Annotated in this window: 17 protein-coding genes; 14 read left to right on the top strand and 3 right to left on the bottom strand. The window is 62.1% G+C overall.

Going from position 1 to position 24,755, the window contains the following annotated elements; translation table 11 throughout:
- Positions 1-2: 2 nt before the first annotated feature.
- From bcsQ to FBY02_RS08665, 9 genes are read left to right on the top strand one after another with little or no spacing between them, the layout of a single operon-like run.
- Positions 3-1,190, top strand: a complete 1,188-nt coding sequence (gene bcsQ, locus FBY02_RS08625; protein WP_256662488.1) for a cellulose biosynthesis protein BcsQ — start codon at positions 3-5, stop codon at positions 1,188-1,190.
- Positions 1,187-3,409, top strand: coding sequence for a UDP-forming cellulose synthase catalytic subunit (gene bcsA, locus FBY02_RS08630; RefSeq protein WP_144926017.1), 2,223 nt, complete (start codon positions 1,187-1,189; stop codon positions 3,407-3,409). The genes bcsQ and bcsA overlap by 4 nt, the downstream gene beginning before the upstream one ends.
- Entirely contained in the window at positions 3,406-5,661 is a 2,256-nt protein-coding gene (gene bcsB / locus FBY02_RS08635) for a cellulose biosynthesis cyclic di-GMP-binding regulatory protein BcsB (protein ID WP_144926020.1), read from the top strand. Before bcsA ends, bcsB begins: the two co-directional genes overlap by 4 nt.
- A gap of 22 nt (positions 5,662-5,683) precedes the next feature.
- A complete protein-coding gene (gene bcsZ, locus FBY02_RS08640; protein WP_371921409.1) occupies positions 5,684-6,907 on the top strand; it encodes a cellulose synthase complex periplasmic endoglucanase BcsZ in 1,224 nt (407 codons plus the stop codon).
- Positions 6,883-10,806: a cellulose biosynthesis protein BcsC gene (locus FBY02_RS08645; protein WP_144926023.1), complete on the top strand. Its 3,924-nt coding sequence runs from the start codon at positions 6,883-6,885 to the stop codon at positions 10,804-10,806. Before bcsZ ends, FBY02_RS08645 begins: the two co-directional genes overlap by 25 nt.
- Before the next feature lie 15 nt (positions 10,807-10,821).
- Positions 10,822-11,490 carry an SGNH/GDSL hydrolase family protein gene (locus tag FBY02_RS08650; RefSeq protein WP_144926026.1) on the top strand — a complete coding sequence of 223 codons (669 nt, stop codon included), beginning with the start codon at positions 10,822-10,824 and terminating at the stop codon, positions 11,488-11,490.
- Positions 11,487-12,155, top strand: a complete 669-nt coding sequence (locus FBY02_RS08655) for an alginate O-acetyltransferase AlgF (protein WP_144926029.1) — start codon at positions 11,487-11,489, stop codon at positions 12,153-12,155. Before FBY02_RS08650 ends, FBY02_RS08655 begins: the two co-directional genes overlap by 4 nt.
- A gap of 18 nt (positions 12,156-12,173) precedes the next feature.
- Positions 12,174-13,589 (top strand): MBOAT family protein, encoded by a 1,416-nt coding sequence (locus FBY02_RS08660; RefSeq protein WP_144926032.1) that lies wholly within the window; start codon positions 12,174-12,176, stop codon positions 13,587-13,589.
- Complete coding sequence (locus FBY02_RS08665) at positions 13,589-14,749, top strand: cell division protein FtsQ (RefSeq protein ID WP_144926034.1); 1,161 nt, start codon at positions 13,589-13,591, stop codon at positions 14,747-14,749. The genes FBY02_RS08660 and FBY02_RS08665 overlap by 1 nt, the downstream gene beginning before the upstream one ends.
- Before the next feature lie 3 nt (positions 14,750-14,752).
- On the opposite strand, the gene FBY02_RS08670 is transcribed toward FBY02_RS08665, so the two are convergent.
- Together FBY02_RS08670 and FBY02_RS08675 are read right to left on the bottom strand one after the other, a co-directional pair.
- Positions 14,753-16,537, bottom strand: a complete 1,785-nt coding sequence (locus FBY02_RS08670; RefSeq protein ID WP_144926037.1) for an IlvD/Edd family dehydratase — start codon at positions 16,535-16,537, stop codon at positions 14,753-14,755.
- A gap of 48 nt (positions 16,538-16,585) precedes the next feature.
- Complete coding sequence (locus FBY02_RS08675; RefSeq protein ID WP_144926040.1) at positions 16,586-17,767, bottom strand: fumarylacetoacetate hydrolase family protein; 1,182 nt, start codon at positions 17,765-17,767, stop codon at positions 16,586-16,588.
- Positions 17,768-17,882: 115 nt separating this feature from the next.
- Here FBY02_RS08675 and FBY02_RS08680 point away from each other — a divergent pair, with 115 nt between their 5' ends.
- The 4 genes from FBY02_RS08680 (at position 17,883) to FBY02_RS08695 (ending at position 21,990) form a co-directional block, all read left to right on the top strand.
- A complete protein-coding gene (locus tag FBY02_RS08680) occupies positions 17,883-18,854 on the top strand; it encodes a LysR family transcriptional regulator (protein ID WP_144926043.1) in 972 nt (323 codons plus the stop codon).
- 131 nt (positions 18,855-18,985) lie between these two features.
- Positions 18,986-20,368 carry an MFS transporter gene (locus FBY02_RS08685; RefSeq protein ID WP_144926046.1) on the top strand — a complete coding sequence of 461 codons (1,383 nt, stop codon included), beginning with the start codon at positions 18,986-18,988 and terminating at the stop codon, positions 20,366-20,368.
- Positions 20,365-21,105, top strand: a complete 741-nt coding sequence (locus tag FBY02_RS08690) for an SDR family oxidoreductase (RefSeq protein WP_144926049.1) — start codon at positions 20,365-20,367, stop codon at positions 21,103-21,105. The genes FBY02_RS08685 and FBY02_RS08690 overlap by 4 nt, the downstream gene beginning before the upstream one ends.
- Positions 21,106-21,141: 36 nt before the next feature.
- The gene (locus FBY02_RS08695) at positions 21,142-21,990 is read left to right on the top strand and encodes an ureidoglycolate lyase (RefSeq protein ID WP_144926052.1); all 849 of its coding nucleotides are present in this window, start codon (positions 21,142-21,144) and stop codon (positions 21,988-21,990) included.
- A 116-nt stretch (positions 21,991-22,106) separates the two neighbouring features.
- Here the strand turns inward: FBY02_RS08695 and FBY02_RS08700 are convergent, their stop codons facing one another.
- Entirely contained in the window at positions 22,107-23,822 is a 1,716-nt protein-coding gene (locus FBY02_RS08700) for an ABC transporter ATP-binding protein/permease (RefSeq protein ID WP_144926055.1), read from the bottom strand.
- A gap of 185 nt (positions 23,823-24,007) precedes the next feature.
- Between FBY02_RS08700 and fhuF the strand changes: the two genes are divergently transcribed.
- Complete coding sequence (gene fhuF, locus FBY02_RS08705) at positions 24,008-24,697, top strand: siderophore-iron reductase FhuF (RefSeq protein ID WP_144926059.1); 690 nt, start codon at positions 24,008-24,010, stop codon at positions 24,695-24,697.
- The last annotated feature ends 58 nt before the right edge of the window (positions 24,698-24,755 follow it).

Genomic DNA, 24,755 nt, shown 5'->3' on the forward strand with positions numbered 1-24,755 from the left:
TGATGAGCAGGTTCGGAGAGAGTGCGGCCAGCTATATCGAGATGGAGAATTCCTTCAATTACAAGGAATTGCCAGAATCTCCGGTACCTGCTGCATCCGACGCTTTCGTGGTGACGGAAAAGCCGCCGGCAGCTGTTGTTCCTGAGTCAATCGAAACTGCGCAGCCGCTGCCTGAGACGATGGCGACGCTAGCTCATCCGCTGGACCGGCGAGTCGAGCCGGTGCTGGATGATCTGCTTGAGGCCATGTCGGCCGACGCGGCGGTATCCGAACCTGTTTCAGTCCCCGCCAGTGCTGGTTCCTTACGCTCCCTGCTGGCTGAAGTCGCGCTTGAGCGTCAGGCCGAGGCACGTGCGCAGAACGAGGAGGCGTTACGCCGGTCGATCCCGAACGGTTCTGTAGCGGTCACTGCGGCCCGGGTCATCGCGGTGGTGTCGCCAAAGGGCGGTGTGGGCAAAAGTACGCTCTGTGCGGCACTGGCGGGCGCGCTGGGTGCCAAGGGGCGCAGGCTGGCCATCGATCTGGATCCGCAAAACGCGTTGCAATATCACCTGGGTGTCAGTCCGGATGTCGCAGGCATGGCCAGCGCCAGCCTGACCGGCGAGTGCTGGAGCGGCTTGCTGCTCGATGGCATCGGCGGAACCCGCGTCCTGCCTTTCGGTCCGGTCTCGGGACAGGAGCGTCGCGCGCTTGAGCGTTTCCTCGAGGACGACACTCATTGGTTGGCGCGGCAGTTGGCGCGCATGGATCTGGCGGCTGACGATGTGGTGATTCTCGACACACCGCCTGGCCGCACTCTGTATCTGGAGCAGGTACTCGATGTCGCCGACCAACTGATCGTCGTCATCACGCCGGACCCGGCCTCGTTCATGACGCTGGACCCCATCGATCGATTGCTCGAAGGACGTGCCCATCAGGCCTGGCGTCGGGACTGTCACTATGTCGTCAACCAGTTCGATGCCTCGCGCACGTTCTGCCAGGACATGCTGGAAGTGCTCAAGCGTCGTTTCGGCAAACAATTGATCGGTGTCCTGCCGCTCGATCATGCCATCAGCGAAGGCCTCGCTTTTGGTGTCAACCCATTACTGGAAGACGAAGACTCGTCTGCACGGCAGGAAGTCCTGGCCATTGCCGATGCGCTGAAGTCACCTGTCCGGACCTCTGCATTGGCAGGTAGTCGCGCATCATGAGTCAGTCCAACGAACAACATGAAGTGCCCGGCTACCTGCAACGCTGGGCGCAAACCCTGGCTGACGGGTTCGAGAGCCTTTCCCTGGGGGTTCGTCGCACCGTACAGATCGGTGTCCTGCTGATCTCGGTTCTCTTGGCACTGTTCATTATCACGGTGCCTTTCGACCTCCAATCACAGTGCTATTTCGCCGCAGGCTGTTTTGTCGCCGCGCTGATACTGCGCACACAATCCGGCCGGTTCCCGGTGGTGCTGCTGATCGGTCTGTCGCTGACGGCTTCGCTGCGCTACATGTACTGGCGGATCACCTCGACCCTGGGCTTCGACGACTGGCTCGACATACTGTTCGGCTATGGCCTGCTGGCGGCGGAACTCTACGCGCTGATCGTCCTGATCTTCGGTTACCTGCAAACCGCCTGGCCCCTGCGGCGCCAACCGGTGCTGATGAGTACGCCGCCTTCCGAATGGCCAGTGGTGGACGTATTCATTCCGACGTACAACGAAGCACTGGATATCGTGAAGGTGACGATCTTCGCCGCCCAGGCAATCGACTGGCCGAAGGAAAAACTGCGTGTGCACGTGCTCGACGATGGGCGTCGTGAAGATTTCCGAACCTTCTGCGACAGCATTGGCGTAAATTATCTGGCCCGTGACAACAATCGCCATGCCAAGGCCGGTAACCTCAATGAAGCGCTGAAGGTCACCGAGGGAGAGTTCGTCGCGATCTTCGACGCCGACCACGTGCCGACCCGTTCTTTCCTGCAGATCTGCCTCGGCTGGTTCGTCAAGGATCCAAAACTGGCGATGCTGCAGACGCCGCACTTTTTCTTTTCGCCAGACCCGTTCGAGAAAAACCTCAACACGTTCCGCTCCGTCCCGAACGAAGGCGAGCTGTTCTATGGCCTGGTCCAGGACGGCAACGACTTATGGAATGCGACGTTCTTTTGCGGCTCCTGCGCCGTGATGCGCCGTACCGCGCTGATGGAAGTGGGGGGCGTCGCGGTGGAAACCGTGACCGAGGATGCTCACACCGCCTTGAAGATGAACCGTGCTGGCTATAACACCGCCTACCTGGCGATTCCTCAGGCGGCCGGCCTGGCTACCGAGAGCCTTTCGCGTCACATCAGCCAGCGCATCCGCTGGGCACGCGGCATGGCGCAGATCTTCCGGACCGACAACCCGTTGATGGGCCGCGGCCTGAAATTGGGGCAGCGGCTGTGCTACCTCAACGCCATGTTGCACTTCTTTTATGGTCTGCCGCGTCTCGCATTCCTGACGGCACCCTTGGCCTATCTGTTTTTCGGGGCGCAGATTTTCCACGCCTCGGCGTTGATGATCACCGCTTACGTGCTACCGCACATCTTGCATGCCAGCCTGACCAACTCACGGATCCAGGGCCGTTTCCGGCATTCGTTCTGGAACGAGGTCTACGAGACGGTACTGGCCTGGTACATCATGGGCCCGGTGTTCATGGCCCTGGTGAACCCCAGGTTCGGCGGTTTCAACGTGACCGACAAGGGCGGGATCATCGACCGCAAGTTTTTCGAGTGGAAACTGGCGCGTCCCTACATTGTCCTGTTGACCCTCAACGTCGCGGGTATTGCCTTCGGCCTCTGGCAATTGTGCCAGGGTGAGGAGGGCGCGATGACCACGATCCTCATCAACATGGCCTGGACGCTCTACAACGTCATCATTACCAGCGCATCGGTGGCCGTGGCCAGTGAAACGCGCCAGGTACGCAGCGAACCGCGGGTTGCCGCCGAACTGCCGGTGCGCATTGAGCTGGCGGACGGACGCACGTTCGACGCCATCACCCAGGACTTCTCGCAGAAGGGCCTCGGTTTCCGTCTGCCGGATGGTGTTGAAATCGCCCAGGGCGAGCGCCTGCGCATGACGTTGTTTCGCAATCAGCAGGTCAGTGTGTTCCCCGGCACCGTGATGTTCAGTCGCGGGAATCTTCTGGGGGCGCAGTTCGACCCGCTGAGCCTGCGTCAGCAAAGCGAACTGGTGCGCCTGACGTTCTCGCGTGCCGACACCTGGGCATCGACTTGGGGCGGCCGACAGGTGGACACCCCGTTGGCTGCGTTGCGCGATGTTGCTTTCATCGGCATGGGGGGGATCCACGAATTGTTCAAGGCCACCCTCGCCGAGCTGCAAAGATTCCTTTCTGCCCGCCGGCCGTCTTCCCAACCACTCGAAAACCTCATGGACAAGCAATGAACGCTAAGCATTTTTCAGGCGTGGGCCAGCGCGATAACAGGCGCTCGCTGGTCATTTTGGCTTCAACGCTGCTGGCTTTGAGTGGTGGCGTGGTGTTCGCCGATACCGCGCCGGCGGACGCAGGCAATGGCTACACCTTGACGTTGAAGCAGTTGGGGCGCGCCTACCCGATGAACCTGCACGGTGTCGAAGCGACCGATAGCGTCAACTTTGACGTGCGGGCCGATCAGGTGGTGACCGGCGCGCATCTGACGCTGCAATACAGTTATTCGCCGGCGCTGCTGCCCGATCTGTCCCAGATCAACATCATGGTCAACGACGAAGTCGCGGCGAGTGTGCCGTTGCCCAAGGAGAACGCCGGCACGCTGCAGAAGCAGACGGTGGAGATTCCCCCGCAGTTGATCACCGAGTTCAATCGCCTGAGCGTGCAGTTCATCGGTCACTACACCATGAGCTGCGAGGATCCCCAGCACTCGAGCCTGTGGGCCAAGGTCAGCAATGACTCTGTGCTGCAGATCCAGACCTCGCCACTGGCGTTGCCGAACGATCTTTCGCTGATGCCCGTGCCGTTCTTCGATCGGCGTGATGCCCGGCCCCTGGATCTGCCAATCATCTTCAGCGCCGCGCCGGACAATGGCACCCTCGAGGCAGCGGGTGCGCTGTCGTCCTGGTTCGGTGCCCTGGCGAGCTATCGCGGGGCGAGCTTCCGAGCCCAGCTCAATACGCTGCCCGCCCAAGGCAACGGTGTGATCGTGCTCAACGGCGACGCCCCTGCGCAGATTGGCGGATTGTCGATTCCTGCGCCGAAGGGGCCGACCCTGAGCATCCTGACCAACCCGAACGACGCCAACGGCAAGCTGCTGGTGGTGGCGGGGCGCAACGCCGAAGAACTCAAGCTGGCCGCCATTGCGCTGTCGGTCGGCGGCCAGGCGCTGTCGGGCAGCACGGTGGTCATCAACCGACTCGATGTTCTCAAGCCGCGCAAGCCATATGATGCACCGAACTGGCTGCCCACCGATCGCCCGGTCAAGTTGGGTGAGCTGATCGCGAGCAAGCAACTGAATGTTTCCGGGTACAACCCGGGCGACATCACTGTACCGCTGAACTTCCCGCCGGATCTGTTCAACTGGCACCAGGACGGCGCACCGCTGAATCTGAAGTATCGCTATACGCCGCAGCCCAAATCCGTCAATTCGTCATTCATCGTCAGTTTCAACGATGGCCTGATCAAGTCCGAGACCTTGCCTTCGCTGGAGCGTCTGGACAAGAGTCTGTTGAGCGCAATCAAGGACGAAACCCTGGTGCGCGACATGCGCGTGTTGCTGCCGCTCAATGCCGTTGCGTTGAAGTCGCGCCTGCAATTGCGCTACATGTACGACTACATCAAGGAGGGTGAATGCCGCGACATCATCATCGACAACATGCGCGGCGGCATCGACCCTGAGTCGACGCTGGACCTGACCGACTACGACCATTTCATGGCCATGCCCAACCTGGGTGTGTTCAAGGACGCCGGCTTCCCGTTCACCCGCATGGCTGACCTGTCGCAGACCGCCGTGGTGCTGCCGGACAACGCCGGCCTCAATGACGTCAGCGCTTACCTGACCGTACTGGGTCGCTTCGGTGACTCCACCGGTTATCCCGCAACCGGTGTGACGGTCATCCAGGCGGCACAGGCGCCGAGCGTTGCCGACAAGGATCTGCTGGTAATGGCGTCCGGCGCGAACCAGCCTTTGCTGACCCAGTGGGCGGATCGCCTGCCAGCGGTCGGGACCGGCCAGCAGCAACGTTTCGAAGTGTCTGACCTGACCCTGCGTATACAGGACTGGCTCAGTTCCGAGCCTGAAGCGAACCTGCGCAAGAGCCGCCTGGCCATGGCGTTCTCCGGTGGCCAGCCAAACACTTATCTGACCGGTTTCGAGTCGCCGCTCAAGAATGGCCGCAGTGTGGTGGTCATTGCCGGGGGCGACGCTGCCGGCCTGGCCCAGGCCACTGAAGCATTGAGCCGTACGGACCAGGACGCTGGCGCCATTCAGGGCAGCCTGGTAGTCATCCGTGGCAAGACTATCGAGCCGCTGGTGGCTGACGAGCAGTATTTCGTCGGCAGCCTCTCGCCGGTCAAGTACGTGCAATGGCTGATGTCGCGCCATGTGGGCTGGACGTTGCTGATGACGGCCCTGGGCGTGCTGTTGCTGAGCGGCCTTGCCTATCTGGGGTTGCGTTCCAAAGCCAGGAAGCGACTGAGTGTCTGAGCGTGACCGTGAGACCGTATCGATGAAGCGTCGCGCCTTGCCCAGCGGTTGGCTGCGCAGCACTGCCTGCGCCATGCTGGCTTCCCTCGTGTCATTGACGTGCTTGCCGTCGTTCGCGACGGAGCCGGCGTGTGCCGCCAAGGCTTGGCCCCTGTGGGAGTCCTGGGCCACTCGCTACATCCAGGACGATGGCCGGATGTTGTCTTCCAGCATGGAGGCCAATCACAGCACTTCGGAAGGACAGTCCTACGGCATGCTCTTCGCGCTGATCAGTAACGATCAGGCGCGCTTCGAGCATCTGTGGGCGTGGACTCGCGCCAACCTGCTCGGCTCGGACCCCGCGACCCGCCTGCCGGGCTGGCTGTGGGGGCAGGGCAAGGACGGGCAATGGCAACTCCAGGATGCCAACTCGGCATCCGATGCCGACCTGTGGATCGTCTATTCGCTGCTCGAAGCCGCGCGCCTGTGGCAGCGTCCCGAGTACCGTGTCGATGCGCTGCAGTTGCTCAAGACCATTGAGTCGAAACTGGTCGTCACGTTGCCGGGCCTCGGGAAAATGCTCTTGCCGGGCCCCGAGGGTTTCGTTCAGCCAGATCATCTGTGGCGCCTGAACCCGAGCTATCTGCCTCGGCCATTACTTCTGCGGCTGGCCAAAGAGCAACCGAAAGGGCCATGGAAGGAGATAGCGGACAACACCGTCAAACTGATCCGCAGTGCCAGTCCCAAGGGCTATGTCGGGGATTGGGTGGGCTATCGCGGGACTTCGGCGCAGTCCGGACTGTTCGTGACCGATCCGATCAAGGGTGGGCTGGGCAGTTACGATGCGATTCGCGTCTACCTGTGGGCAGGGATGACGCCCAAGATCGATCCGGCGGCTCCAAAGCTCCTGGAAGCCCTGGATGGCATGGCTCAAAGTACGGCGTCGACGGGTGTCCCGCCAGAAAAAGCCCAAGTGATGTCCGCTGCGGTCGATGGCACGGGGCCGTTCGGCTTTTCGGCGGCGCTGGTGCCGTATTTCATTGCCAAGGGCCACCCATGGTTGGCCGAGCAACAACAACGTCGCGCCCAGGACGGTATTGCTGCGGCATTCGCTAAAGGCAGCGACCAAGATGCCGATCCTCTCTATTACAACGTCATGCTAAGCCTGTTCGGGTTGGGTTGGGCAGAGAAGCGTTACCAGTTCCGTGATGACGGAACGCTCACTTTGTCCTGGGAGACGTCATGCGCCCGCGCCGTTCCACGCTAGCTGTTGCAGTTTTCATTGCGCTGATCGCCTCCGGTGCTCACGCCGAAGGCACGGACATCAAGGCCCAACTGGTCGAACAAGGCCAGTACTGGCAAGCCCGCTCGAATGCGTCGCGCTCTGCCGAGATCTGGCAGAAAGTCCTGCGCCTGGATCCGAATCAGGTCGATGCCCTCTATGGCATGGGTTTGATCGGCGTCAAGCAGAACAAGCCGCAACAGGCCCAGGAGTATCTGGCGCGCCTGCAGGCGTTGTCGCCGCAGCCGTGGATGGCTCGCCAACTGGAGCAGGACATTGCGCTGGCCAGGCCGGACAACAAGGCGCGCCTGGATGAGGCCCGTCGCCTGGTCGACGCCGGTGAGCGCGACAAGGCGACAGAGGTGTTCCGCAAGATGTTCAACGGCCTGACCCCGGAAGGCACCGTCGGGCGAGAGTATTACAACAACCTGGCCTTCAATGCCGACGGCTGGGCCGAAGCACGCCAGGGTATGGAGCGACTGCTGCGTGAAACCCCCGATGATGCGATCCTGGCGCTGTTCTATGGCAAGCAACTGATTCGCCACGAAGACAGCCGTGCCGAGGGCGCTCGCGTGCTCGCCAGGCTGACCAAACGCGTGGAAATCGCTGGTGATGCCGATGAAAGCTGGCGTTTGGCGCTGGTCTGGATCGGCCCGCCGACGGCTGCCCAGGTGCCGTTGTTCGAAGAGTTCCTGAAGGTACACCCGGACGACCAGGAAATCCGTGACCAGATGAACAAGGGGCACCAGAAGGCTGCCGCCACCGGTGGCTCCGCCTGGCAACAAGATCCGCTGGTGGCCAGCGGCTTGCGGGCCTTGGAGAAGGGCGATCAGGCCGGCGCGGAAAAGGCCTTCCAGGCGCGCCTCAAGGCCCGTCCGGATGATAGCGATGCCTTGGGTGGCCTGGGTGTGGTCCGTCAGCAGCAGGGCCGTTTCCCGGAAGCCGAGCAATTGCTGACCCGGGCGATCAGCACCGGTGGCAGCCGCTGGAAACCGGCACTGAACGGTGTTCGCTATTGGGCGCTGTTGCAGCAGGGGCGTGACCTGCAGGCCAGAGGACAGACCGCCAAGGCGAGCGAAGCTGTCGCCCAGGCCATGCGCATGAATCCCAATGGCCTGGACGCTCGCCTTACCCTGGCCGATATCCAGGCCCAGGCCGGACAGTTCGACAGCGCAGTCGCCAACTACCGTCAGGTGCTGGCGAGCCAGCCTGGCAACCCGCAGGCCATACGCGGCCTGGTCAATGTGCTGTCGCAAACCGGGCAGGCCGACGAAGCCCTCGGCTTGCTGGACAGCCTGCCTGCCGCTGAACAGGCCATGCTTGGCAACACCGGCCAGCTGCGTGCATTGCGCTCCACCCAGATGGCCAGTCTGGCCGAGCAACGTGGCGATATCCGCGGTGCCCAGAATGCGTTGGTCGATGCAGTGAACAGCGAGCCGGAGAATGTCTGGACGCGTTTCAGTCTCGCGCGCCTGTATCTGAAAGCCGGCGAATCGAAAAAGGCCCGTGACCTGATCGACGCCTTTCTTAAAAGTCACCCGGACAACGTCGATGCGCTGTACACCAGTGCCTTGCTGTCGGTGGAAATGGAGCAGTGGAAAGACGCCCAGGCCACCATCAACCGGATTCCCGTCGACCGCCGCAGCGCGGACATGAACGAGCTGGCGGATCGGGTCACGTTGACCACGCAAATCAATCTGGCGGCGGCCATGGCCAAGCGCGGGCAGCGTCAGGAAGCCCTGGCTTTGCTGGATCGTCTGCAACCGATGGCCAGTCGCAGCCCTGAGCGCACGGCGACCCTGGCATCGGCCTATGTCGACGCCGGCGATGTCGAGCAGGCGCTGTCGATGATGCGTTCGTTGCTGACCCAAGGCAGCGCGCCGTCGGCCGATTTGATGCTGCAATACGCATCCCTGCTGCTCAAGACCGGGGACGACGCCCAGGTCAACTCGATCCTGAACAGCTTGCAGAATCAGCCGCTGAGCGTCGCGACCCGCAAGCGTTATGACGATGTGCTGTACCTGTACCGTATCCGTCAGGCTGACCGGTTGCGCGAAGGCGGTGACCTGGCGGCGGCCTACGACACCTTGGCGCCGGCGTTGGCCCAACGTCCGGGCGATGTCGCCGCCACCTCGGCACTGGCCAGGATGTACACCGCCAATGGCGACAACGCCAAGGCATTCGACCTGTACAAGCCCTTGCTCAAGCGCAACCCGAACGACCCGTTGGTGCTGTTGAACGCAGCCGATGCTGCCGTGCTCGCCCACGACAACGGCTACGCGGAAAATGCCTTGGAACAGTTCATGGCGTTGCAGAACTACGATCCGCAATCATTGACTGAAGTCGCGCGCATTTACCGTGCGATGGGCAACAGCGGCAAGGCAACTGAAGTGCTGCGTAAAGCGGTAGCCATCGAGCAGAGCGAGAAGCAACGCAGCCTGGCCGCCCAGCCTGGTGCGATGAATGTGGCGGCGAACCCATTCGCTGGCGGAGCTGGGCAGCGTCGGCAGGTTTTGCGCGCACCGGCATCGGCCATTCCACCACCGGCAGAGGCCATTCTCAATGGCGGCGTGATGCTCGCCAGTGCCGATGGTGTGCCTGCCGATGCCTATCCAGGCCAGCCGCGAAGCAACGGTCAAACAGCCTCCGTGCGGGGGACTGCGGTCGCGCAGAGCAATCCCTTCAATACACAGCCGCAGCCTCGAACGGTAATGACCGTCGTCGATTCGACAAGCTCGGCCCAGCGGGCCCTCAACGATATTCTTCAGGAGCGCAGCGGTTACGTTACCGAAGGTTTGAGCATTCGCAGCAACAACAGCGAGTCGGGCCTGAGCAAACTGACCGACATTGAAAATCCAATCGAAGTGAACGTGCCGGCCGGCGACAACCGCCTGGCTGTGCGTATCACTCCCGTCGCGCTCACGGCCGGTAGTGTGAAGGGCGAGGCCGCCAGTCGTTTCGGCGGCGCCTCCAGCGCAACCTCCGGTATTGGTTCGCAGCGCGCCGAAGGCGTCGGCGTCGGGGTGGCGTACGAGCGTCCCGATGAAGGCATCAAGGCCGATGTCGGGACCACGCCGATCGGCTTCAAATACGCGACAGCGGTGGGGGGCGTGAGTGTCGATCGCCCACTGAGCGATAACGGCAATGTCCGTTACCGCGTCGCGGCGTCGCGTCGCGCGGTCACCGACAGCCTGACGTCGTTTGCCGGCACCACCGACAAGCGTGCTGGCGGTGGATCGTGGGGCGGGGTGACCGCCAACGGTGTGCGTGGCGAACTGAGCTACGACGACTCGCAGGTCGGTGCCTACGGGTATGGCTCCGTGCACGAACTGGTGGGCCACAATGTCGAATCCAACACCCGGGGTGAACTCGGTGGTGGCGTCTATTGGTATCTGGACAACACGCAGGACCACTCACTCACCGTTGGCCTGAGCGCCACCGCGCTGGGCTACGAAAACAACCAGGACTTCTTCACGTACGGGCACGGCGGCTATTTCAGCCCGCAGAGCTATTTCGCCCTGGGCGTGCCGGTGACCTGGCAGCAGCGCACCGAGCGCTTTACCTATCAGGTCAAGAGTTCGGTGGGCATCCAGCACTTCCAGCAGGACGGCGCCGATTTCTTCCCGAACGACAGTGACCGCCAGGCGGCCAACGACTCGCGCTACGCCGGCCAGAGCAAAACCGGTGTGGGCTACAGCTTGGCGGCAGCCGGCGAGTACAAGTTCGGTTCGCGTTTCTTCCTTGGCGCAACGATCGGCGTGGACAACGCCAGCGACTATCAGCAATTCAATGGTGGCCTGTATGCGCGCTACATGTTCGAGGACATGACGGGCAGCCCGATGGCGCTACCGGTCAGCCCTTACCGCTCACCTTATTCGAACTGATTCCCGGAGATACCTATGCCAGCCTCTGCCCTTGCCGGCCTGACCCTTCTGGTGCTCGGCGAAAGCCATATGAGCCTTGCGGACCACCTGATGGAACCGCTCAACGCCGATCTCACCCGCCAGGGAGCGATCGTTCACTCCATCGGCGCCTGTGGCGCCAGCGCCGGCGACTGGTTGATCAGCAAGAAAGTCGATTGTGGCGCCGAGCAAAAGGGCACCGCCAAGATCGAGATCAAGGGCCGTGACGCGACTACAACGCCTATCGCCGAGCTGATCGCCAGGGACAAGCCCGACCTGGTAGTACTGGTCATCGGCGACACCATGGCGTCCTACGACAAACCGGCATTTCCCAAGGCCTGGGCCTGGCAGAGCGTGACCAGCCTGACCAAGGCCATCGCTGCCACCGGCACCAAATGTGCCTGGGTCGGCCCGGCGTGGGGCAAGGCGGGGGGTATGTACCAGAAGAACGATCCGCGTACCCAGTTGATGTCGCAATTTCTGGCCAGCAACGTCGCGCCTTGCACCTATATCGATTCGCTGACCTTCTCCAAGCCGGGCCAATGGGTCACCACGGACGGTCAGCATTTCACCGTGGCGGGTTACAAGGCCTGGGGCACGGCGATCGGCAATGCACTGGGCAAGCTGCCGCCTGAAGCGCTGAGCAGCAAAGGGGCGAAAAAATGACCAACGCCAAGGTCCTGAGTGCGGCAGCGCTGTTGCTATCGAGCTTGAACGTGGCGGCGGCGGACATCCCGCTGTACCCGACCGGTCCCGCCGAAGATGCTGCGTTCATTCGCTTCGTCAACGGCAGCGCCGAGCCGATGCAGGTTATTGCCCAGGAAGGCCAACCGCCGCTGAAGCTGGACGCGGCGCAGCCGGCTTCGCTGTTTTTCCCGGTCACGGCCAGCAGTGCCATCAAGGGCACCCTGGTCAGCGGCCAGCAGCGCCTGGCGCTGGAAGTAAAAGCCGAGCCCGGCGAATTTGCCACCGTGGTCGCGCTTCCGGACGGCAAGGGGCTCAGGCAAGTGACCGTGCATGACATCCCGGACGACTTCAACGGCCTCAAGGCCTCGCTGGGCTTCTTCAATCTGGACAGCAGCTGCGTCGATGCCAGCCTGCGCCCCGCAGGTCGCACGGCCGATCTGTTCAAAGGCGTGACCGAAGGCAACCTGCAACGTCGCTCGATCAACCCGGTGAAGCTCTCGGTGCAACTGGTCTGCGCCAATGCCAATGTCGGCCCTGCACTGGATCTGGGTGAACTGAAGGCAGGCGAGCGCTACAGTGTATTGCTGCTGCCGACCGCCACCGGACCTCGACTCCTGGCCGCCACGGACACGTTGTCCCACTGATCGGATTGCGCTGTCGCCATGGTTTTCGCTTCGCTCGAGTTCCTGACGCTGTTCCTGCCTGCCTTCCTGTTGATCTACGCCCTGGTCCCCCACGGCTGGCGCAACGGGGTGCTGCTGGCAGGCAGTTGGTTGTTCTACGGCTGGCTGAGCCCGCTGTTCCTTTCGTTGCATGTCGTACTGACCATCGTCGCCTGGGTCGGTGGCCTGCTGGTCGACCGTTCCCGCGAGGACTCCCGTGGGCGCCTGCGCCTGCTAGTCGCGTTGATCGTGTTCAACACCGCCGTGCTGTGCTGGTACAAGTACGCGAACATTCTCGCCGGCACATGGAGCGAGCTGATGACCCACTACGGCGCTATGCCGCTTGAGTGGCAGAAGGTCGCGTTGCCGGCCGGGTTGTCGTTCATCGTGTTGCAGGCGATTTCGTATCTGGTGGATGTGCACCGCCACACGGTGCCGGTGGAGCGCAGTTTCCTCAACTACGCCACCTACATTTCCATGTTCGGCCACTCGATTGCCGGCCCGATCATTCGTTATGACTGGGTCCGCCGCGAGCTGGTGCAGCGCTGGTTCAACTGGCAGAACTTCTCCCTCGGTGCCCGTCGCTTCATGGTCGGCATGTGCATGAAGGTATTGGTGGCCGACACCCTGTCGCCGTTGGTGGACGTGGCCTTCCATCTGGAAAACCCTTCCTTCGTCGACGCCTGGATCGGTTGCCTGGCGTACTCGCTGCAGCTGTTCTTCGATTTCGCCGGGTACAGTGCCATGGCTATCGGCCTGGGGCTGATGCTGGGGTTTCATTTCCCGGAAAACTTCAACCGACCGTACCTGGCCAGCAGCATCCAGGACTTCTGGCGGCGCTGGCACTTGTCGCTGTCCAGCTGGCTGCGCGATTACCTGTACATCGGCCTGGGCGGTAACCGTCATGGCGTCTGGAAAACCTATCGCAACCTGTTCCTGACCATGGCCATCGCCGGGCTGTGGCACGGCGGTGATAGCTGGAACTACTTGCTGTGGGGTTCGGCCCATGGCGTGGCGTTGTGTGTCGACCGGGCCTGGTCGCGCTCAAGCCTGCCTGGCGTCCCGCGTGCGCTGTCTCATGTGTTGACGCTGTTGTTCGTTTGCCTGGCCTGGACACTGTTCCGCGCTCCGGACTTCCACTCGGCCATGACCCTGTACGCCGGGCAGTTCGGCCTGCACGGGTTTGCCCTTGGCGACGCGCTGGCGGTGACGTTACGCCCGGTGCATGGCCTGGCGGCGCTGCTGGGGGTGACGTGCGTAATCCTGCCCATCTGGCAGGTACGCTGTGAAAGACGACTGGCGGGCAATGCGTGGTTCGCATTGGCTGTCGCCCTTTGGCCCGTGGCCGGTTTCCTGCTGTCGTTCGCTCTGATCGCCAGCCGTGAAGCAGTGCCTTTTCTGTACTTTCAGTTCTGATGACGACGTCAAAGAAGTCTGCGCCGAGCGCTCCGCCACCCCCCAGCGACCTGGTTACCCGAACCAGCAAAGTCTCCGGCTACACACTGATCGGCTTGCTCGGTGTCGGCTTGATTTCCTGCGGCTGGCTGTTGTTCAGCGGCAAGGTGCAAATGCTGCCGACCAACCTGACCCGCGATGCGGTAATGCATGGAGACGTCACCCACCGTATCGCCAAGCAGCTGTCCAACGCCTGGTTTCCCGAACAGGCCGCCAATCTGGAGCGTGGCGCCAGTTGGCTGCTGTTCCATGACACCGGGCCACGGGTGCGTCCGGGCTGTCAGGGCTGGCTGTTCCTGACCGATGAAATGCGCATCAACCACCACGCCCGGGCCAACGCCGAGACCAAGGCGAAGGCAGTGATCGACGTCCAACGGCGCCTGAGCCAGCGCGGCATTCAATTGCTGGTGGCGGTGGTGCCGGACAAGAGCCGCATCGCCGCCGAGCAATTGTGTGGCCTGGATCGCCCGGCCGAACTGGCCCGGCGGGCGGAGGAGTGGACCGCGACACTGAGCCAGGCGGGGGTACCGGCGCTGAACCTTGCACCCACGTTGCAGCCGTTGGGTGCATCGGCTTACCTGCGTACCGATACACACTGGAGCGAGACCGGCGCCAACGCGGCGGCACGGGCGATTGCGCAACAGGTACAGGCAATGGGCATTCGTGCTACGCCACAAAAAACCTTTGTAACCCACTCCAACGCAGCGGCCTTGCGTGCAGGTGACCTCGTGCACCTGGCCGGCATCGACTGGCTGCCGCTGAGCTGGCAACCCACGCCGGAAACCGTCGCGGCCACCCAAGTCAGCGAGCAGCCGCGAGCTGCCGAGGACGGCGGCGACAACCTCGATGATCTGTTTGGCGATGAAGGCCTGCCCAACGTAGCGTTGATCGGCACCTCGTTCTCGCGCAACTCCAACTTCGTGGGTTTCCTCGAATTGGCACTGGGGGCCCCGGTCGGCAGTTTCGCCAAGGACGGTGGCGAGTTTTCCGGCGGTGCCAACCAGTACTTCAGCAATCCGGCTTTTCGGGAGACGCCCCCCAAGTTGCTGATTTGGGAGATTCCCGAGCGTGACCTGCAGACGCCGTATGAGGTGATCGGGATGTTGAGCGGGAAGCAGTGAGGTTCAATGCGAGTGCCGCGGCTCACCGCTACGAGCAATCACCCGCAGATGCAAGGTGGCGGGTTCCAGGCAGCCTCCCGTGGAAAGTTGCCCAACCAGTTGCCGGTAGAGTTCCTGCCAAGGTGTCTGCGAAGGAGGCATTTGCGGCACCCATTCGAGTCGGCGTCGCTCCATCTCCGCCTCGTCTATCAGCAGGTTGACGGTACGGGTGTTCAAGTCCACTTTCAGGCGATCATTGGTCTTGAGCAATGCCAGGCCACCGCCTACGGCGGCTTCCGGGGACATATTGAGGATCGACGGGCTCGCGGAGGTGCCGCTCTGGCGTCCGTCGCCCAGGCACGGCAGCGAGTCGATGCCGCGTTTGATCAGGGCCGCCGGCGGGGCCATGTTCACCACTTCGGCGCTGCCGGGATAGCCGACGGTGCCGACGCCGCGAACGACGAGGATACAGCGCTCGTCGATGTCCAGTGCCGGGTCGTCGATGCGTGCGTGATAGTCCTCCGGGCCCTCGAACACGATGGCCCGGGCTTCGAAACTGTTCTCGGCGCCGGGTTCGGACAGGTAGGTCTTGCGGAAGGCCTCGCCTACCACCGACATTTTCATGATCGCACTGTCGAAAAAGTTGCCACTGAGCACAATGAATCCGGCGCGATGCTTGAGGGGCGTGTCGAAGGGATGGATGACGTCGACGTCGCTGGTCCGGCTGCTGCTCACTATCTCGCCGATGGTTCGGCCGCTGACCGTGGCACAGTCTGCGTGCAGGCGCCCGGCTTTTTGCAGTTCATGCATGACTGAGGGCACACCTCCAGCTCGGTGGAAGCCTTCGCCCAGGTACTTTCCCGCCGGCATGCAGTTGACCAACAGCGGCACGTCTTCGCCAATCCGTTGCCAATCATCCAGGCTCAATTCGATACCCATGTGCCGGGCAATGGCTATCAGGTGCGGCGGGCAGTTGCTCGAAGCGCCCAATGCCGAAGCGACGGCAATGGCATTTTCGAAAGCCTGGCGGGTCATGATCTGCGAGGGACGAATGTCTTGTCGGACCAATTCGCAGATGCGCTTGCCCGTGGCATAGGCCATTTGCCCGCGCTCGCGGTAGGGCGCCGGGATACTCGCGCAGCCCGGCAGCGACATGCCCAGAGCTTCGGCCAGGGCATTCATCGACAAGGCAGTGCCCATGGTGTTGCAGTGGCCCACCGAAGGCGACGCCGCGGTGGTCATTTCCATGAAGCCTTCGTAGTCGATTTCGCCGGCGGCCATCAGATTGCGTGCGTGCCAGAGTACGGTGCCCGAGCCGATCAGATCGCCCTTGTAGTGACCGTCGAGCATCGGCCCGCCGGACAAGACGATAGCCGGCAGGTCGGTGGTTGCGGCCGCCATCAGGCAGGCCGGGGTCGTCTTGTCGCAACCGGTGGTGAGCACCACGCCGTCCAAGGGATACCCGTGGAGGATTTCCACCAGCCCCAGATAGGCCAGGTTGCGGTCCAGCGCTGCGGTGGGCCGACGCGATTGCTCGGCAATTGGATGCACCGGGAACTCCATGGGAATGCCGCCCGCATCGCGAATACCGGCCTTGACCCGTTGCGCCAGCTCCAGATGATGACGGTTGCAGGGTGTCAGGTCGCTGCCGGTCTGGGCGATACCGATGATCGGGCGTCCCGATTGCAGCTCTTCGCGGGTCATCCCGTAATTCATGTAGCGCTCGACGTACAAGGCCGTCATGTCCGCGTGTGCCGGGTCGTTGAACCACTGTTCGCTGCGCAGGCGGCGTTTGGGCGTGTCACTCATGATTCTTGTCTCTCTTATTGTTGGATGAATCGACAAACCGCATCGGTGTCAGCGTGCGAGCAATCCACGCGCGGCGAGATTACGCAACAGGGCGCTCAAGCCAAACGTCCAGGGAGCGGCTTCACAGCTGTAGGTCACGCGGTTGTGCAGGCTGCCGAGCAATGGGCTGCTGATCCGGACCCGGTCACCCGGTTTATGGGTGAAACCGCTGCCGACGGCGTCTCGGTCTTCGGTCGGGGCAAACAGGGTACCCAGGAACAGCAGGAACCCGTCCGGGTATTGGTGATTGGCGTTGAGTGTCTGGGCCGCCAGGTCCAGCGGATCCCGGCTGATCTGGCTCATGGAGCTCGATCCCCGCATCCGATAACCGTCCTCGCCCAGGACTTCCAGGTCGACCACGCAGGTGCGCACATCGTCCAGGCTGAAGTGCTCATCGAACAGGCGAATGAAAGGGCCGATGGCACAGGACGCATTGTTGTCCTTGGCCTTGCTCAGCAGCAATGCGCTGCGTCCTTCGAAGTCCCGCAGATTGACATCGTTGCCCAAGGTGGTGCCATGGACCTGGCCACGGCTGTTCACCGCCAGCACCACTTCGGGCTCGGGATTGTTCCATTGGGAACCGGGGTGGATACCGATGCAACTGCCGCTACCCACGGCGGCGAGTACCGGGGCCTTGGTGAAGATTTCCGCGTCTGGGCCGATGCCCACTTCCAGATATTGCGACCACATGCCTTGCTCGATCAGCAGGGCTTTCAGGCGCATGGCCTGTTCGGAGCCCGGTACCACCGAGCGCAGGTTGTCGCCGATCACACTGCGTACAGTGGCTCGCACGGCGTCGGCTTTTACCGGATCACCGCCGGCCTGTTCCTCGATCACCCGCTCGATCATGCTGGCGGCGAAGGTCACGCCGGCGGCCTTGATCACTTGCAGATCCAGCGGTGGCAACAACGAAGGCCTGGAAAGATCGGCCTCGGGCCCCGTGTTGGCGAGCAGGGCTTCGACGCTGGCGATGAAGGTGCCCGGCGTTTGCCTCACGGCGGCCAATGGCGATTCTGTTTCCAGCAGATCGCTCAAGGTCGCAAAATGCTCCGACAGATCGAATACGCCGTCATTGCGCAACACGATCGGCGAGGGGCCGGCGATCCGCCCGGGCACCCAGGCACGGCCAATCAGGGTTCCGGCCAGGCCGTCGGCCGGCAATGTATTCTCGGGCGTAAGCAGTAGCGACATGACAGTTCTTCCTGGTCCGTGATGCTTTCACGCTAGGGGCGGCGGACGATAAACTCCAATGAGATATATTCAGTAATCGATAACGAACGGTTATTGCAGGCTCGAGGAGATCTCCATGTCAGATGTATCCTTTTCCAGCTTCTGCGGCTGGCTGAAATTCCGTCATTTGCTGCTGATCGATACCTTGGGCCGTACTTGCAACATGCACCTGGCGGCCCAGCAAATGAACCTCAGCCAGCCGGCTATCAGCAAGATGCTCAAGGAAATCGAGAGCCTGCTCGGCTTTGCGCTGTTCGAGCGGCGACCGCGCAGCATGCCGCCCACGGCGTTGGGCGAACATGTGCTGCGCTATGCGCAGATCGCCTTGAATGACGCGCGCTCGTTCGTCGAGCAGATCAGCAGCCTGCGCGAAGGAGGGCATGGCTACCTCAAGGTCGGCGGTATTTTTGCCGCGACGGCAGTTGCCCTGCCCGAGGCGATTTTGCAGATCAAGGAGCGCTGGCCGTTGTTGTCGATCGAGGTGGTGGAGCAGACCAGTAACCACCTGATGGAGATGCTCGAAGAGAAGAAGCTCGATCTGGCGGTGGCCCGTTTCACCGATCAAAGCCAGCAGCAGCGTTACGACTTCCAGCCCCTGGCCCCGGAACCGTTCTGCATTGTGGTCAACAGCCGCCATCCCCTGGCCGGCGCCGGGCCGACTTCCCTACAGCAGTTGGTGGATCTGCCATGGATTCTCTACCCGGTCGGTACACCCATTCGCGCGCGTATGGAGCTGGCCTTCGCCGAGGCTGGGGTAGGCATGCCACGCAACACCATCGACACCATTTCCATGCAGACATTCCTTCAGGTCCTGCAGCGTGGCCCAATGATCGGGATGCTGCCCAATGCCATGGTCGATCCATTGATCGAGAGCGGCCAACTGATAACCCTCGACACCCCGCTGCACCTGGTGCCCCAGGATTACGGCATTCTCACGCGCAGAGGCGAACCGTTGATGGGCGCGGCGCTGGAGTTTGCACAAATCCTCAAGGACCACGCTCGCCTGGGCGGTGATCCTGCTGTCGGAGCACTGGGAAACGACCATTGATGCGATAACGGAACGTTATCGATTAATCAGAAAATGCCATTGGGAAAGAATCGTTTCACGGTCGTAGAGTGAGCCCCAGCTCCCATCCGATAAAAACAATCAGGCATGTCCACGTGCCCAGGGGTTATCACATGCAAACCGTCTCCGAGCATTTACCTGCCCAGGCGCAAACCGATGAACTCGATTTCGAAGACCGGACCTACCGCAAAGTCGTCTGGCGTATCCTTCCCGTCCTGCTCCTGTGCTACATGGCGGCTTATCTTGACCGGGTGAACATCGGCTTCGCCAAGCTCGACATGCTCAACGAGCTGCAATTCATCAACACCGTGTATGCCTTGGGCGCCAGTATGTTTTTCTGGGGCTATTTCATCTTCGAAGTGCCCAGCAACCTGCTGTTGCATCGCTTCGGCGCGCGGTTCTGGATTGCCCGGATCATGCTCAGTTGGGCGCTGATCTCCATGGCCGTGGCCTACACGGTGCCGCTGGCGGGCCTTTTCCATATCGAATCGAGCACAATGTTCTACGTGCTGCGTTTTCTGTTGGGTGTCTGCGAAGCAGGCTTCTTTCCCGGCGTGATCCTGTACCTCAACTACTGGTTCCCGACCCATCGGCAAAGCCGGGTGATGTCCGGCTTCCTGTTGGCGTTGCCGGTCAGCCTGACACTGGGCGGGATACTCTCCGGTTGGCTGATGAGCAGCATGCAAGGGGTGCAGGGGCTGTCCGGCTGGCAATGGATGCTGCTGATCGAAGGCATCCCTTCGATCATCATGGCCTTCGTGGTGATTGTCTGCCTGGCCGATAACATCGATAAGGCTAAATGGCTCTCCGTTGCGGAAAAAAGCCTGCTCAAAGCCAATCTGCAAACGGACAACCAGGGCAAGGCCAGCCGCTTGAGCGAGGTGTTCCTCAACCCTCGGGTGTGGTTGCTGGTACTGATTCTGTTGACCTTCAACACAGGCTTCTATGGCCTGGCGTTCTGGATGCCCTCGATCATCAAGAGCACCGGGATCACCAACAGCTTGCACATTGGCTTGCTGACCGCGATTCCTTACGCGGTGGCTGTCGTGGCAATGTTGCTCAATGCGCGGCACTCCAACCGCACCGGTGAGCGGCGCCTGCACGCCGCCATTCCGGCTTTCATCGGCGGCATTGGCCTGATTCTCAGCGCTTTCTTCGCCAGCAACTTGGTGTTGTCCGTACTGTTCCTCAGCGTTGCCGCTTCGGGCATCCTCAGCCTGATGCCGATTTTCTGGACCCTGCCAGGGACGCTGTTGTCGGGCGTCGCGGCAGCCGCCGGCATCGGCATGATCAACGCCATCGGCAACCTGTCGGGCTTCACCGGTTCGATGATCACCGCGGTAGCGGAAACCCTCACGGGCAACATCAATAACGGCACCTATGTACTGGCCCTGTGTCTGTTGGTCAGCGGTGGACTGATCCTGGCCATCCCCGCCTCGATGCTAGCCCGAACCCCCAAGCCCGCCGTCACGTCAGCAACACTGGAGGCTGCTTGAATCTGCTCAATAAGCGCGTGTTGGTCACGGCCGCGGGGCAGGGCATTGGCCTGGCCAGCGCCATCGCCTTCGCCCGGGCCGGTGCCGAGGTATTCGCCAGTGATATCGATATTGGTGCGCTGGCGGGCATCGAAGGGGTCACAGCCATGACCCTGGATGTGACGTCTGCCGAGGCCATCGACAGGGCCTGCGAACGAATCGGCGGCCTGGACGTGCTGTTCAACTGTGCCGGTTATGTGCACAGCGGCAACCTGCTGGAGTGCGACGAATCGGCCTGGGCGCGCTCGATAGAGCTCAATGTCACGGCGATGTATCGGACCATCCGTGCATTCCTGCCGGGCATGCTGGCCCGTGGCGGCGGTTCGATCATCAACATGTCGTCGGTGGCGTCGAGCATCAAGGGGGTGCCGAACCGGTTCGCCTACGCGACCAGCAAGGCCGCGGTTATAGGCCTGACGAAGGCTGTCGCCATTGACTTTGTCGGCCAGGGCATTCGCTGCAACGCGATCTGTCCGGGTACGGTGGACTCGCCCTCATTGCGCCAGCGCATTGCTGCCCAGGCCCTGCAGCAGGGCGTCGATGAGCAACAGATCTATCATCAGTTCCTTGAACGCCAACCCATGGGCCGAATTGGCAGTACCGAGGAGATCGCGCAGTTGGCTGTCTACCTGGGCAGCGATGCGTCGACCTACACCACCGGCGCTGTGCATGTCATCGACGGCGGCATGAGCCTCTGAACCGTCTTTACGTTGGGCTTGAGTGAGGAGTATTCGATGAAATTATTGCGCTATGGCGAAAAAGGCGCGGAAAAACCCGGTCTGCTGGATGCCGATAATCGGATCCGCGACCTGTCGGGGCATGTGCCGGACATCGCGGGACACGCCTTGAGCCCGGAGGGGTTGGCAGCGCTGGCCGACCTCGACCCGCGCAACCTGCCAATCGTCGCCGGGCAGCCACGGCTCGGTGCCTGTGTCGGGAGCGTCGGAAAATTCATCTGCATCGGCCTGAACTACGCTGATCATGCGGCCGAGTCGAATATGGACGTGCCGAAGGAGCCGATCATCTTCGGCAAATGGACCAGCGCCATTTGCGGGCCCAACGACGACATCCAGATCCCCCGCGGCTCGCTCAAGACCGACTGGGAAGTGGAGTTGGGCGTCATCATCGGCAGGGGCGGGCGCAACATCGATGAAGCGAACGCGATGGAGCATGTCGCCGGCTATTGCGTCATCAACGATGTATCCGAGCGGGAGTGGCAGTTGGAGCGGGGCGGTACCTGGGACAAAGGCAAGGGCTTCGATACCTTCGGCCCCCTGGGCCCGTGGCTGGTCACCCGGGACGAAATCGGCGATCCCCATAACCTGGACCTCTGGCTGGAAGTCGACGGGCAGCGCTACCAGAACGGCAATACGCGAACGCTGATCTTTAGCGTACCGCAGCTGATCGCCTACCTGAGCCGGTGCATGAGCCTGCAGCCGGGGGACGTGATTTCGACTGGTACACCACCCGGCGTCGGCTTGGGCATCAAACCGCAACCGGTGTTCCTGCGCCCGGGGCAGACCCTACGCCTGGGCATTACGGGGCTGGGGGAGCAACGCCAGGTCACGGTCCAGGCAGAGTAATATCGGACTTTTATCGCGAGCAGGCTCGCACCACAGGGAGTCCGGCTGGCTGCAAGGTCTGTGGCCGGCGCAGATCCCATGTGGGAGCGAGCCTGCTCGCGATGGCGGTAGCCCGGCTAGCTGACGGGCATGGCCGCCTGCTGGAGCTTTCGATGCACCCACTGAGCCTCGTCCTTGAACTCAAGGACCTGCCAATGAATGTGCTCCAATGAGGCATTGTGCCCGACGCTGATCAGAATCGTCTCCGGCAGCGTCTGCTTGAGCAACTGATAGCAGCGCAGCTCGTTGGCCGCATCCAGTGCCGAGCTGCTTTCGTCGAGGAACAGCACCGTCGGGCGGGCCAGCAGGGCCCGGACGAATGCGCAGCGTTGCTGCTCGCCGATGCTGAGGGTCTGGGCCCAGTCTCGCTCCTGGTCCAGTTGATCGCGCAGGTGTTGCAGGCCGACTTGCTCCATCACCCGGTGCAACGCGGCATCTTCTTCGGGCCGTGGCGGGTTGGGATACCAGAGCGCCTCGCGCAGGCAGCCCAGCGGCAGGTAGGGTTTTTGCGACAGGGTCAGCGCCCGCTCCCGGTCATAGCTGCTGGTGCCGCGAGCATGGGGCCATAGCCCGCTGATCGTGCGAAGCAGGGTCGATTTGCCGTAGCCGGACGGCGCACTGATCATCAGGCTGTCGCCGGGCTTGAGCGACAGGTTGAAGCCCTTGAACAATTGCCGGCCGCTCGGCAGCCAGACGTCCAGGTCCTTGATCTCGAGGCCGCTGGCCTGCTGCTCGAGGCGGACCTCGGACTTGATTTCGAGGTGATCCAGGCGTTCCTGGAAACCGTTCAGGCGGTCGATCACCGACTTCCATTCCGACAGTTCCGGAAACACGCTCACCAGGTAGGCGATGGCCGCATGGACTTCGCCGAAGGCTGCGCTGATCTGCGTCAGGCGACCCAAGGGGAACGCGCCGGCAAAGAACTGCGGCGCCATGATGAACATGGGAATGACCGTGGCGCTGCGCAGGTAGAAGGTCGAATAGCCCATGATCAGCTTCTGCTTCTTGACCAGCGCCCAGAAGTTTTCCAGCGCCGCCTCCAGGCGCTGGTTGAAGCGCTCGTTTTCCACCGCTTCGCCGCGGTATTGGGCTACCGAGTCGGCGTTTTCCCGCAGGCGGATGAGAGAGAAGCGAAAATCCGCTTCGCGCCGTTGTTGCATGAAGTTGAGGCCTGGCAATGCGCGCCCCAGCCAGAACGCCAGGCCGGTACCCAGCAGGGCATATACCAGTGCGATCCACACCAGCAGCCCCGGAATGACCACCGACTGATCGTTGAACGGCACGCTGACCAGGTTCGACGCCTGCCAGAGAATATTCAGGAAGGAGAACAGCGACACCACCGACGTCAACAGCCCCAGGCTCAATTTCAGCGACTTGACGATAAACAGGTCGATGTCCTCGGCGATGCGCTGGTCGGGGTTATCGACCTCGGTCTCGCTCAGCTTCAGCTTCTGGTAACGCTGGCTGCCCAGCCATTGGTCGAGCATGTTCCGGGTGGCCCAGCGGCGCCAGCGTATGGTCAGCTTCTGCTGGAAGTGAAACGCGCCCACGGTAAACCCGGCCATGCCGACCTGCAGCAGGATAAATTGCAGGCTGCCGACGAGAAAGCCCTGATAGTCCAGGGCCTGCAACGCGTTGTAGAAATGCAGGTTCCAGAAATTGTTGAGGATGTTGACGCCCACCAGGCACAGGGTCATCAACACTGTGCCCAACAACAGCAACAGGGCCGGGTATTTCTCCTCGGATGTCCAGAACGGCCGCGCGAGACGCCAGAAAGTGCGGAGTGTATGCATGTGGTCCTGGTCGCTGACGACGTTGAGTTTGCAGATGAGGAAGGATAGGATCAGCCAATGCTAATCGTTTGCATTAATTAGGGAAAGGGAGACCCGTCATCGAATTTCCAGAATGGCTCAATCAGGCCTGGCCGCCCATACAGCGGGTGATCCGGCAGGGAGCTGGCGAGCAGCCCTCCGTTGCGTTGAGCCGACTCGCCGACCCTGAGGTCCTGCAACCGCTGCTGGCCCGCTTCGCCCTGCGTTATCCGGGGGTGAACCGCGCCGCCGTGGTGTCGCAATGGTCGATGAACTACATGAGCATCGTCCTGCCAGCGACCCTGGCCTGTGTGTTGACCCGCCAGTGCGCCATCGATTTCTGGGGCGAGGAAGCGCGGTTGCTGCACGATGACGGTCAACCCTCGGCGCTGGGGCTGGCGACCCGACTGCCGGCTTTGGGCCAGGATGAGCGCGCGGCCTACTGGTCGCGGTTGGTTCACGAGCACCTGGCACCGCTGTTCGCGACCCTGGCCGCCGCCGGGGGGCTGGCGCCGAAGATATTGTGGGGCAACATGGTTGCCATCTGGGACGGTGCGTTCGCGCGAATGGACCCCGACCTGTCCCGGGACGGATTCGCCGAGGCGCACCAGTGGCTGGAACCGGTCACGGTGAATGACGGGCGCCTGAAGCTGCGGGGCCTGCAACGCATGGTCGAATCACCCGCGCCGCAGATCTGCCCATGCTTGCCCTTGCGCCGGCATTGCTGCCTGCATTACCAACTGCACGAACCCGTCGAAGGCCAGCCGCCGGTGCTCTGCGAGTCCTGCCCCAAACTGCATCGCCTGCCCCTGGCGGAGCAGGTGAGCTACCTGCATTACATCTATGAAGAGGCGTGAGCCCCGGTAGCAGGGGTAACGCTGATGAGCCTGTGGCGAGGGGATAAATCCCCTCGCC

It is taken from the genome of Pseudomonas sp. SJZ078 (assembly GCF_007828255.1).
Classification (GTDB): Bacteria; Pseudomonadota; Gammaproteobacteria; order Pseudomonadales; family Pseudomonadaceae; genus Aquipseudomonas.